Source organism: Actinopolyspora alba (assembly GCF_900112765.1).
Lineage (GTDB): Bacteria > Actinomycetota > Actinomycetes > Mycobacteriales > Pseudonocardiaceae > Actinopolyspora > Actinopolyspora alba.
In genome coordinates, this window is record NZ_FOMZ01000008.1 from 59,619 (window position 1) to 71,473 (window position 11,855).

The 11,855-nt window shown below is 69.7% G+C and carries 9 protein-coding genes; 6 read left to right on the top strand and 3 right to left on the bottom strand.

Annotated elements, in window-relative coordinates:
- Positions 1–134 precede the first annotated feature (134 nt).
- The 5 genes from BM150_RS13315 to BM150_RS13335 all read left to right on the top strand — a co-directional run bounded on the left by BM150_RS13315 (position 135) and on the right by BM150_RS13335 (position 6,573).
- Positions 135–455 (top strand): rhodanese-like domain-containing protein, encoded by a 321-nt coding sequence (locus tag BM150_RS13315; RefSeq protein ID WP_092927591.1) that lies wholly within the window; start codon positions 135–137, stop codon positions 453–455.
- A gap of 17 nt (positions 456–472) precedes the next feature.
- A complete protein-coding gene (locus BM150_RS13320) occupies positions 473–1,885 on the top strand; it encodes a rhodanese-like domain-containing protein (RefSeq protein WP_092927592.1) in 1,413 nt (470 codons plus the stop codon).
- 102 nt (positions 1,886–1,987) lie between these two features.
- A complete protein-coding gene (locus tag BM150_RS13325) occupies positions 1,988–2,584 on the top strand; it encodes a rhodanese-like domain-containing protein (protein ID WP_245755480.1) in 597 nt (198 codons plus the stop codon).
- A 93-nt stretch (positions 2,585–2,677) separates the two neighbouring features.
- Positions 2,678–3,463 (top strand): sulfite exporter TauE/SafE family protein, encoded by a 786-nt coding sequence (locus tag BM150_RS13330; RefSeq protein ID WP_092927593.1) that lies wholly within the window; start codon positions 2,678–2,680, stop codon positions 3,461–3,463.
- A 227-nt stretch (positions 3,464–3,690) separates the two neighbouring features.
- On the top strand, positions 3,691–6,573 hold the full coding sequence (locus BM150_RS13335) for a helix-turn-helix transcriptional regulator (protein ID WP_092927594.1): 2,883 nt from the start codon (positions 3,691–3,693) through the stop codon (positions 6,571–6,573).
- A 481-nt stretch (positions 6,574–7,054) separates the two neighbouring features.
- Here the strand turns inward: BM150_RS13335 and BM150_RS13340 are convergent, their stop codons facing one another.
- Positions 7,055–8,563, bottom strand: a complete 1,509-nt coding sequence (locus tag BM150_RS13340) for a S8 family serine peptidase (RefSeq protein WP_092927595.1) — start codon at positions 8,561–8,563, stop codon at positions 7,055–7,057.
- A 564-nt stretch (positions 8,564–9,127) separates the two neighbouring features.
- Positions 9,128–10,624 carry a potassium/proton antiporter gene (locus tag BM150_RS13345; RefSeq protein WP_092927596.1) on the bottom strand — a complete coding sequence of 499 codons (1,497 nt, stop codon included), beginning with the start codon at positions 10,622–10,624 and terminating at the stop codon, positions 9,128–9,130.
- A 229-nt stretch (positions 10,625–10,853) separates the two neighbouring features.
- Here BM150_RS13345 and BM150_RS13350 point away from each other — a divergent pair, with 229 nt between their 5' ends.
- Positions 10,854–11,309 (top strand): DUF4442 domain-containing protein, encoded by a 456-nt coding sequence (locus BM150_RS13350; protein ID WP_092927597.1) that lies wholly within the window; start codon positions 10,854–10,856, stop codon positions 11,307–11,309.
- A gap of 54 nt (positions 11,310–11,363) precedes the next feature.
- On the opposite strand, the gene BM150_RS13355 is transcribed toward BM150_RS13350, so the two are convergent.
- Positions 11,364–11,846: an NUDIX hydrolase gene (locus tag BM150_RS13355; protein ID WP_092927598.1), complete on the bottom strand. Its 483-nt coding sequence runs from the start codon at positions 11,844–11,846 to the stop codon at positions 11,364–11,366.
- Positions 11,847–11,855 lie beyond the last annotated feature (9 nt).

Genomic DNA, 11,855 nt, shown 5'->3' on the forward strand with positions numbered 1-11,855 from the left:
GACGATCGTGCCGGCGGAACCTCGCCCCGGCTCGCCACGCGGACCCAAAGACCCCAAAGACCGGATCCCTCGGAATACCGAACCGGGGGCGCTCGTTTCTCCGTTTGATACCCCCTGGGGTATAGGAAGTGATTATGCCGGAAGAGTCGATCGAAGTGACCGTCGAGGACCTGGCCACCGCCCGTGACGCGGGTGCGGAAGTCCTCGACGTGCGCTCTCCTGAGGAGTACGCACAGGGACACGTCCCCGGAGCGCGCAACGTCCCGCTGGAACAGCTGCTGCGGACACCCGGTGAGTTCCCGGACGGCGTACGGGTGGTCTGCCAGTCCGGTGGCCGCAGCCTGCGAGCCGCCCAAGCCCTGCGCGAAGCGGGAGTCAAAGCGGTTTCGGTTTCCGGTGGCACAGCCGCGTGGATCGAATCCGGCCGGGACACCGAAGGAGGTGCGGCGCGATGACACGAACCATGACAGACATGACGGAGACGCCGGAACAACGGCTGCCGGAGACACCGCACGTCGAGGTGATCGCCACCTCTTCCCTGGGGGACCGCAGCTACCTGGCGACCGACGGTGAGACGGCGGTGGTGGTCGATCCACAGCGCGATGTGGACCGGGTCCTCGCCCTGGCGGGTCGCCTCGACGTGCGGATCGGGCTCGTGCTGGAGACGCACATCCACAACGACTACGTGTCCGGCGGGCTGGAGCTGGCCCGGCTCACCGGGGCCGAGTACGGGGTGGCGGCGGCCGACGAGGCGCCGTTCGACCACCGCCCGCTGCACGACGGGGAGGTCGTGGCGGTCTCCGGGAACCTGCGGGTGCGGGCACTGGCCACCCCCGGGCACACCTTCCACCACCTGTCCTACCTGCTGGAGAACGACTCCGGCACGTTCGGCGCCTTCACCGGTGGTTCGCTGCTGTTCGGCACCACCGGCCGCACCGACCTGCTCGGTGAGCAGCACAGCGAACAGCTCGCCCGGCACCAGTACGCCTCGGCCCGGAAGCTGGCCGACGTGCTGCCGGACGGGGCGCGGATATGGCCCACGCACGGCTTCGGCAACTTCTGCTCGGCCACCCAGGCGTCCGGCGACTCCAGCACCATCGAGCAGCAGCGGGAGTTCAACCCCGCGCTGACGCTGTCCGAGGGCGAGTTCGTCGAGAGCATCCTCTCCGGGCTGGACGCCTATCCCGCCTACTACGCGCACATGGGGGTGCGGAACATCGCCGGTCCCGAACCGCTGGACCTGCGGCGCCCCGCCGAGGCGAGCCCGGACGAGCTGGCTCGGCGGCTGGAGCACGGCGAGTGGGTGGTGGACCTGCGCTCGCGGAAGGCATACGTCCGCTCGCACCTGGCGGGCACGGTCGGGCTGGGGCTGGACGGGCCGATGGTGACCTGGCTGGGCTGGATGATCGACTGGGGCTCCCCGATCACGCTGCTGGGCGAGTCGCCCGAGCAGGTCGCGGAGGCACAGCGCGAGCTGGCCCGCATCGGCATCGACAAGTTCGCGGCGGCGGCGAGCGGGCAGCCCGCCGAGCTGGCCGCCGATCCGGCGCGGCTGCGCGAGACCACCACGGCGAGCTTCGCCGACCTCGCTGCCACGCGCTCCGGCGAGCACAACGGGATGCCGCCCGCGGACGTGGTGCTGGACGTGCGGACCAACAACGAGTTCCGCGACTCCCACGTCACCGGCGCGGTGCACATTCCGCTGTACGAACTGCCGAAGCGAGTGGGCGAGGTTCCCGAGGGCACTGTGTGGGTGCACTGCGGCAGCGGTTATCGCGCCACCGCGGCGGCCTCGCTGCTGGAGTCGGACGGCCGCACGGCGGTGCTGGTCGACGACGAGTTCGGCGCGGCCGGGAACGCGGGGCTCGACCTCACCTCCTCCTGACGACCGGTGAACCCCCGCCCCTCTTACCCCGGAGCGGACGGCACCGTGCGGGGCCCGGTGACGGAGCTCCGCCGGAGAACACGACCAACGGAAGGGAACCAATTGTCGAGCGAAACCCCCGAACTCCTGCACACGGCACAGCTGCGGGAGAACCTGCGAACCCACCCCCGAACCAGGCTGATCGACGTCCGCTCCCCCGGCGAGTTCGACTCGGTCAACATCCCGGGTTCGCACAACGTTCCGATCGAGCTGTTACGCGAGCGACGAGCCGAACTCGACAGTTGGCACGACGATCCGGTGGTGCTGGTGTGCGCATCGGGTGCTCGTGCCGAGCAGGCCAGAACACTGCTGGAACAGGCTGGAGTGGACGGCTGTCACGTGCTGCGGGGCGGAATCGAGGAATGGCAGCGGGAAGGTGGCGAGGTCAACCGGGGCAACGGGGTCTGGCCGATGGAAAGGCAGGTCCGACTGGTCGCGGGATCGCTGGTGCTGACCGGCGTGTTGGGCAGTCTCGCCTACCGGCCGCTGAAGTGGCTGGCGGGGTTCGTGGGCGCGGGGCTGACGTTCGCCGCGATCAGTGACACCTGCGCGATGGCTCGACTGCTGGGCATGCTGCCGCACAACCGGAGGAGCGCGGTGGATCCGGAAGCCGCGCTGTCCGCCGTCACCGCCGCCGAACCGGGCGCGCCGCATGCGTGAGGGCGGAACGAGCCGACCCCGGGCCTACCCGCGTAGGCACGACACCACGACGGACGGCCACGCGCCCGGGCACGCGACGCGGCGGGAAGCGGAATGATCGCGGCGATCGCGTTCGGGGTGGTCATCGGGCTGGCGATGGGACTGCTCGGCGCCGGTGGTTCGATCCTGGCGGTTCCGGCGTTGGTCTACGGCGTCGGCCTGCCGCTGCGGATCGCCATACCGGCATCGCTGTTGATCGTGGCGATCTCGGCGATCGGCGGGCTGCTGCCCCGGGCCCGACGCGAGAAGGTGCTCTGGCCGGTGGCGCTGGTGTTCGGCGCGGCCGGGGTTCCGGCCGCGTTCGGGGGTGCCGCGCTCGGCAGGTTGCTGCCGGACCGCTGGCTGCTGGTGTCGTTCGCGGTGCTCATGGTGGTGGTCGCGGTTCGGATGCTCACGGGCGGGGAAGCCCTGAGCGGCTCCTGCCGCACCGACACCGGTGGCATCGAGTGGCGCAGCTGCCTGCCGAAATCGCTGCTGAGCGGTGCGGGTGTCGGAGCGTTGACCGGGCTGTTCGGAGTGGGTGGCGGTTTCGTGGTGGTTCCGGCCCTGACCCTGCTGCTGGGACTGGCCGCGCAGCGGGCCGTGGCCACCTCACTGCTGGTGGTGCTGATCAACTCGGTGGCCGGGCTGGCCGCGCACTCCGGTGTCGTCGACGAGATCGAGTATCCGGTGGTGCTGGCGTTCGCGATCACCGCGCTGGTGGTCTCGGCACTGGCCGCGCGGCTGACCGCGCGACTGCGGGCGGAGACGATCCGGCACTGGTTCGGCTACGTGGTGCTGGTGATCGCGATCGGTGTGGGAGTGGCGGCGTTGACCAACCCGTCGGCGCTGGGCGGTTGATGCCGAAGGTCAGGCCGGGGAGCACGAGAAGTTCTTCGATTCCGGACCGTGGCGTGGCCACTGTGGGCGAGCACACCGCCTTCCGATTCCCGCCAACCGGAAACCTCGGCAAAACCGGGAACGAAGATCACTCTTAAGGCCGTCGTTTTTCACTCTTTAGAGGGATACGCTTCCCGTTACTTCACTTGATCCGACCCCGACGCCACTCGCACGCGGAAGGGGTTCGCATGCTCAGTAGTACTCGTCCGTCCGAATCGTTCGCCGTGTCGAGCCGAGTCCCACCGGTACTGGTGGGCCGTGAAGAAGAGCTCGACACCGTTACGGAACTGGTGCTCTCCCCTCCTGCCGTGCTGCTGCTGGAGGGGGAAGCGGGCGTGGGCAAAACACGCCTGATCCGCGAATCACTGGAACGCCCCGAGATCGAGCGCACCATCCTGACCGGGGCCTGCCAGCCGCTCCAGGACCCCTTCCCCTACGGGCCGGTGATCGACGCGCTACGCGACCTCGATCCGCTCCCCGACCCCGCACACCTCAATCCCGTCACCGGCGCGCTGCGCAGGCTGCTTCCCGAACTGGGCGAGTTCCTGCCCCCGACCCCGGAGCCGCTCGGTGACACGGCGGCGGAACGACACCAGTTGTTCCGCGGCGTGCACGCGCTGCTCGAAGCGAGCACTCCGGCGATCCTCGTGGTCGAGGACCTGCACTGGGCCGACGAGGGAACCAGGGAACTGCTGCGGTTCCTGATCACCGATCAGCCCGGCGAACTGGCCCTCGTGCTGAGCTACCGCCGCGAGGAACTGGCCGGTGGCGTCCCCCTGGGAACGGCGTACCGACATCCGCGGCGGGCGCGCAGCGCGGTGATGACGCTGCGTCCGCTGAACACCGAGCAGGTGGGCACCCTGGCCGCGCACCTGCTGGGAACCGAGTCCGTCGAAGCGGGATTCGCTCGGGAGCTGCACGAGCGGACGGCCGGGCTTCCGTTCGTCGTGGCCGAGACGCTGCCGACGCTGCGCGCGCAGCGCGAGCGAAGACCCTACTCGGCCGGAGAGCTGAAAACGCTCGAACAGCTCGACGTGCCGGTGCTGCTGCGTGACGCGATGGCCGAGCGGTTGGGCGCACTGCCCGAGCCCGTGACGCGCCTGGTGCACGCGGCGGCGGTACTGGGAACTCCGGCCGAGGCCGGGCTGCTGGGACGGATCGCGGGCGTGCCCGACGCGGCGCACCGGATCGTGTGGGCGCTGCGCGCCAACGTGCTGCACGAGGACGGCAACCTTCGTTACGGATTCCGGCACTGCCTGGCACGCCAGGCAGTGCACGACACGCTCACCGGCCCGGAACGCCGCGAACTGCACGAGCGCGCCCTGCGGTTGCTGTCCGAACAGGAGCGACCGCCGCTGATCCGGCTCGCCGAACACAGCATGGGCTGCGGCAGGGTCGCGGACTGGCTGCACTACGGAACGGCAGCGGCCGACCGCGCGATCGAGACGGGTGACATCGCCACCGCCACGGAGCTGCTGTGCTCGCTGCTCGAGGAACCCTCGCTGTCGACGGGCGACGTGGATCGGCTCGCGGTGCGCTTCGGGCAGGCCGCGCTCGACGGGTTGGGGCAACACCCGGTCCCGTCCGCGTTGCGGCGGGTGCTGGCCGACCAGCGGCTCTCCGCGACCGCGCGGGGCGAGGTGCGTCTCAGCCTGGGACTGTTGTTGCTGCGGCAGAGCGACTGCCCGGGGACGGCGCGGGGTGAGCTGGAGCTCGCCGTGGCGGAACTGCGGGAGCTGCCGGAACGGGCCGCGGTGGGCATGGCGGCGCTGGCGCAGGCACACGTGGGAACCACGCCGTACGAGCGGTGTTCGGAGTGGACCGGTCGGGCGGAGATCGTGCTCGACGAAACCGGCAGCACGGCGGTGCGCTCGGAGTTGCTCGCCAACGTGCTGCCCAGCCGGATGTTCGGCGGGGACTGTTCGACGGCGTGGCGGCACTTCGAACGGCTGCCCCCTGCGACGGGAGCGGGTCCGGAGCATCATCACATCGCACGGATCCACGGCAACGTCGCCGACGCCTACACGTGGTTGGGGGAGTACTCGGCGGCCCGCGACCACCTGACCGAGGCGCTGGGGCTGGCTCGCGCGGCGGGCGGCAGCCCCTACCTGGACAGCACACTGCGCAGCACCGATATCCGGCTGCGCTGGATGACCGGCGCATGGGAGGAGCTGGTCGAGAACGCGGAGCGGCTGCTGCGGGACCACGGACAACTTCGGCCGGTGGCGGTGGAGCTCGCGCTGGTGCTGGGAATGGACGCCGTCACTCGGGGAGACTGGGAGGCCGCCGAGCGGTGGCTCGCCGCGACCGGAGTGGACACCCCGGACGACTCCTTCACTCCGGTGGTGATCGCGGCGGGGGCAACCAGGGTCCGGCTGCGGCTGCTGCGCGGGGACTCGCCAGGGGCGGTGAACGCGGCCGATCACGCGGTACGGGTGGTGCGGCGCAAGGGAATCTGGATCTGGGCGAGCGAGCTGCTGCCCAACGCCGTGGCTGCCTACGCGCGACTCGACAGGGGCACCGAGGCCGGACAGCTGATCGACGAGTTCACCGCGGCGACCGCGAACCGGCGGAGCCCGCTGATCGCCCCGGCCACGGCGGCGGCGCGGGCGTCCCACTGCGAGGGCGCGGGGCGGTTCGCCAGGGCGGCCGAGTGGTGGGAAACGGCCCGGGCGGGCTATGCGGCGCTGCCGCAGCCGTACAGTGCCGCCCTCGCCCGGGAGCGCGTCGTTGCCCAACAACTCCGGTCCGGGGACGATTCCGCCGCGGCGCGAATGTCCGAAGTGATCGGTTCGTTCGAACGTCTGGGTGCGGGCAGGGACGCCGCGCGCTGCAGACAGCTGCTGCGCGACAGCGGGGTTGCACCGCCGTCGTCGCGGCGGGGACGCAGGGGGTACGGTGCCGAGCTCTCGCCCCGGGAGCGTGACGTGGCGAGACTGGTGGGTCTGGGCAACACGAACCGGGAGATAGCCGCGCTGCTGTTCCTGTCACCGCGAACCGTGGAGCAGCACGTGGCGAAGGTGATTCGGAAGCTGGGAGTAACCTCCCGCACCGAAGTCCGGACCGAGTAACTGTGAGTTCTCCTGAGCAGGCTGCTTCGGGGCTCGGATAGCGGAACCTCCGGCACGGCTCTCGCTGCGGGGATGCCCGACATCGAGTAGTTACTGCACAACGTCGGGCCTTCCTCGCGAGAACCGCACCGGAGAACCCGCGGCGGTGCCGATCGCGAGGGTGGTCGGAGTGCGGCCTACGGCAGTGGTGGGAGTTCGGCACCGTTGCGGTCCCACGGCGCGGCGATTTCGCGAGAAATTGACGCCGCGTGGGGTCGTACCGCCCTGCCGGGGCGGCGATTTCGCGAGAAATTGCCGGAGCTGGGATCACACCGCCGCACCGGGGCGTCAATTTCGCGAGAAGTTGCCGCCGCTCCTGCTGCCCGGCCCCAATCCGGGAGCAAGGCCGGATCTCACGACGATCCCTATCGCACACACGAGGGACCTCCCGCCGTGGGAGCGGCGGGAGGTCCCCTTCGGTCGTGCCCGACAGGGCCGGTGCTCAGGCGAAGCAGTACACCGTGCCGAAGTCGTAGCAATCGATCTGGTGCGTGGCCGAGCCGGTGGCACCCTCGTCGTCGGTGACGGTCAGCGTGGCGGTGAACTGGCCGCCGCCGTAGCTGTGGCCGACGGTGCTTCCGGTCGCGGTGGCACCGTCACCGAACTGCCAGGAGTAGCCCACCACGGAACCGTCCGAGTCACTGGAGCCGGTGGCGTCGAAGTCACAACCGGCCGTGGAGCAGTTCACGGTGAACGAAGCGGTGGGAGCGCTGTTCTCCGGCGGCTGCGGGTCCCCACCGTCGCTCTCACCCACGTAGAGCAGCTTGTTGGGCGAACCGGCGCCGATACCGGAGATCTTGCCGGTGCTGGCGTTGTTCACCATGCTGTCGCGGACCTCCGCCGGAGACGCGGAGGGGGTGTCGGCGAGCAGCAGCGCGGCGGCACCGACGACGTGCGGGGTGGCCATGGAGGTACCGCTGATCGTGTTGGTGTCGGTGTCGCTGCCGATCCAGGCCGAGGTGATGTTGCTGCCGGGCGCGTAGATGTCCAGGCAGTCACCGTAGTTGGAGTAGCTGGCCTCGGCGTCCTGGCTGTTGGTGGCACCGACCGTGATGGCCTCCTCGACCCTGGCCGGCGAGTAGTCGCAGGCGTCGGCCGAGGAATTCCCGGCGGCGATGCCGTAGGTGACCCCAGCGGCGATGGAACTGCTCACCGCGTCGTCCACCGCGCTGCTGGCGGAACCGCCCAGGCTCATGTTGGCGACGGCGGGACCGTCGGCGTTCTGGGTGACCCAGTCGATGCCGTCGATGACGCCCGCGTAGGACCCGCTGCCCTGGCAGTCGAGCACGCGCACGCCGACCAGGTCGACGTTCTTGGCGACGCCGTACTCGGCACCACCGACGGTGCCCGCCACGTGCGTGCCGTGCCCGTTGCAGTCGTTGGCCACGGAGTCACCGTCGACGAAGTCGTAACCGCTCGAGGCACGGCCCCCGAAGGTCTCGTGGCTGGTCCTGATGCCGGTGTCGATCACGTAGGCCGTGACTCCCGCGCCACCGTTGGGATAGGTGTAGGAGTCGTCCAACGGCAGATCGCGCTGGTCGAGCCGGTCGAGGCCGTACGAGGGCGGGTTGTCCTGAGTGCCGAGCGCGTGCACGCGGCGGTTCTGCTCGACGTACTTGACGCTGGGATCCGCCGCCAGCCGTTCGGCCGCCGTCTCGTTCATCGCGGCGGAGTAGCCGCGCAACGCGGTTTCGTAGGTCCGCTGGATCTCGCCTCCGTAGCGTTGGCTGAGATCGGTGGCCGCCGCACTCACTCCGCCGGGCCCGGTGGCCGCGGCGTCCTCGAAGACGACGATGTACTCGCCTGCCACGGCCGCCTCGGCATCGGCGTTCCTGATCTCGCCCGTCGCGGCCTGCGCGGGCAGTGCCGTGGCCAGACCGAAGGATGTCGCCACGGCGGCACCTAGGCACAGGCCTGCGAACCTGCGCCGCCCCGTTCTCGGGTGCTGCATCGTTCCTCCTGCTGATCGCGCCGCTGTCGAGCGGCGGGAACGGTTTCCGTCCACCGCGCACGCCCCGGGGTCTTCGGCACCCGACCCCGGTGAAGTGGCTGTGAACAGTGCCCAGAACGATCGGCCCACGATCGCCGAGGAACAATCCGTGAAACCGTAGGTACGGATACTTAGGGAACGGAATTCGCCGTTCCCGGAATTCACCGACGGCCGAGCCTCGACAGTGGCAACCAACCCTCGTGCCCACCGCATTCGTGGCTGGAATCGGCGAGCTGCGAAGAATCACTCGGAGAGCCACACCGAACCGGTGCGGAAACACGCCCCACTCCGGACACCGGGGACTTTAATACTGTTGTCACAACACGAAACCCTTACTCAGCGGTAGTAACGAATCGATTCACAGCGTCGGCCTTTCCGCCGCACACATCACGGAGATTTCGCGGTGCGCACGGAGTTGACAGTTTTCCCAACGAACAGGAAAACCGGGAAATACGGTACCGAAAAACCCGAGGAAAGCCGGCGGGGCGCGCCCGATACTCACCCGATGGTGTAACGCATTCGCCGCTAGGCGAGTTCGCCGTACTCACCGAACCAGTAGGCCAACCGCCCCCGTCGTCCCACGGCACGGAGCCTGCGCTCGGTCGCCGCGCGCTTGGCGCTGGTGGTCACGATCAGCAGCTGGTCACCGATCGCGATCCTGCTCTCGGGTTGCGGCACGAACACGGATCCGCCGCGGATCAGCAGGGCGATCACGCTCGGTTCGGGCAGCTGCAGCTCCATGACCGTGACGTAGTGCAGCCGCGAGCCCTCCGGGACGGATACGGTCAGCAGCTCCGCGTCGAGCACGTCCAGCGGTGCCGACTCGACCCGCACCTCACGGGCCCCCTCCGGGGTGATGATCCCCAGCAGTCGCGCCACCGGACGCAGGCTCGGCCCCTGCACGAGGGTGAAGACGACGACCAGCACGAACACGATGTCGACCAGCCGATCACTGCCCCGCACCCCGGCGACCACCGGGAAGGTGGCCAGCACGATGGGAACCGCACCGCGCAACCCAGCCCAGGACAGGAAGGCGTGCTCGCGCCAGGGAACCCGGAACGGCAGCAACGAGCCCGCCACAGCGAGCGGACGCGCCACCAGCAGCAGCACGGATCCGATCACGAGCGCGGACAGTACCTCGTGGTAGAGCTCGCTGGGATCGACCAGCAGCCCCAGCAACACGAACAGTCCGATCTGAGCCAACCAACCGAGCCCCTCGGCGAACGAGCGAGTGGCCGAGCGGTGCGGCAGTCCGGTGTTGGCCAGCACCACCCCCGCGAGGTAGGCGGCGATGAACCCGCTCGCCTGCGCCACTCCCGCCGCGGCGAACGCCAGCGCCCCCAGGCCGAATGTGGCCAGCGGATACAGCCCCGAGGCGGGCAGCGCTATCCGCGGCAGCACGAGAGCCCCGATGCTCCCGAGCAGCAGTCCGAACAGCGCACCGACTCCGAGCTGGTAGAGCAACGAGCCCACCACGTGCCACGGACCCATCAGCAGCGGGGTGGAGCTGAGCAGCATGACAAGGATCACCGTCGGCGCGTCGTTGAAGCCGGACTCGGCCTCGAGCAGCCCGGCGGCGCGCCTGGGGATCGGCAGTACGCGCAGCACCGAGAACACCGCCGCCGCGTCGGTGGAGGACACGATCGCGCCGAGCAGCAGCGCCAGCTGCCAGTCGAGCCCCAGCAGCAGGTTCGCCGCCAGCGCCGTTATCCCCGCGCTGACTCCGACGCCGAGGGTGGCCAGCACACCGGCGGGGGCGAGCACTCTGGACACGTCGGACCACTTGGTGGTCAGCCCTCCCTCCACCAGGATGACGGCCAACGCGGCGGTGCCGAGGTTCTGGGCCAACTGCGGATCGTCGAGCTCGATACCCAGCCCGTCCTCCCCCAGGAGCATCCCCAGCACCAGGAACAGCAACAGGCTGGGCAGTCCGATCCGGGCGGCGAACCTGGTGGCGATGATGCTTGCCAGCAGAACCACACCGCCCGCGAAAAGGGCCAGGTAGAGCTCCTGCAGGCTCATCTCGTCCCCGATTCTCGGCCGGAGGCCACCGTCCGACGGCGGCGAGCACCGGCACGCGCGTCGTCACGCAACGGTGGGTCGGCCATCCAGTACACCAAGATCACCGGAAACGCGCGGCAGCGACGCGACCGCCGGGGTGCGACGGGAAGTCGTGCCACCGGAACCGCGGCGGGTGGCGCCGCACACCGGCACTACCCAAGAAAGCTACCGTACAGTAACATCACGCGGCATGACAGCCGAGTTCGACTGGGTAGCCGACGCGATGAACAAGACCGTTCCCTGGGTTTCCACCGCGGGGATCGAGTTCTCCGAACTGGAGCGGCAGCGGGTCGTGTGCTCGCTGCGGGACGTGGCAGCACAGCGGAACCACGTTGGTGGCCCGCACGCGGCGGTGATGTTCGGGCTCGCCGAGACCGCCTCGGGCGCGGTGACACTCGCCGCGTTCACCCCGCTGCTGGAGCGCGCCACACCACTCGTCGCCCGTTCCGAGATCGCCTACCGCAAGCTGGCACTCGGCGACCTGACCGCCGAAGCGGTGCTCGGCCGTGAGATCGACGAGGTGCGCGCCGAGCTCGACGGCGGAACCCGCCCCGAGTTCCCGGTGCACTGCACGATCCGGGACGGCGAGCACAACACGACCGGCGAGATGACGGTGTACTGGACGCTGCGGCCGAACGACTCCTGAGTTCGAGGCCGTCGCAGCAGCGACGGCTCGCCCCACGAAGCTCTCGACAGCCGGTCAGTCCCACTCGCCCGGATCGGCTTCGAGCAGGTCCGAGAGCCGTTCGAGGAACACCCGCTGGGCGGGCAGGATCCGGCGACTCGCCCGATCCAGGTCGAACCAGGCGACGCGGTCGAGCTCCGGGAACTCCCGGATCCGGCCCGACCCCTTCGGCCACTCCATCGTGAAGGTGCCGGGCACCATCGAACGCGGATCGATCTCGCCCGGCACCGCCCAGACCGTGACGACCTTGCCACCCGACTGCCGCGCGCTGCCCAGCGACTCGAAACGTCCGGCGGGCGGGTCAATCCCCAGCTCCTCGCGGAACTCCCGCCTGGCCGCCTTCCAGGCCGACTCCTCGGGGGTGTACTCGCCCTTGGGCACCGACCACGCTCCCTGATCACGGCTGCTCCACAGGGGACCACCCATGTGACCGAGCAGCACCTCGGCACCACTCTCGCGTCTCCGGAAGACCAGTATCCCGGCGCTGGTTCTGACCACGACGTCAAA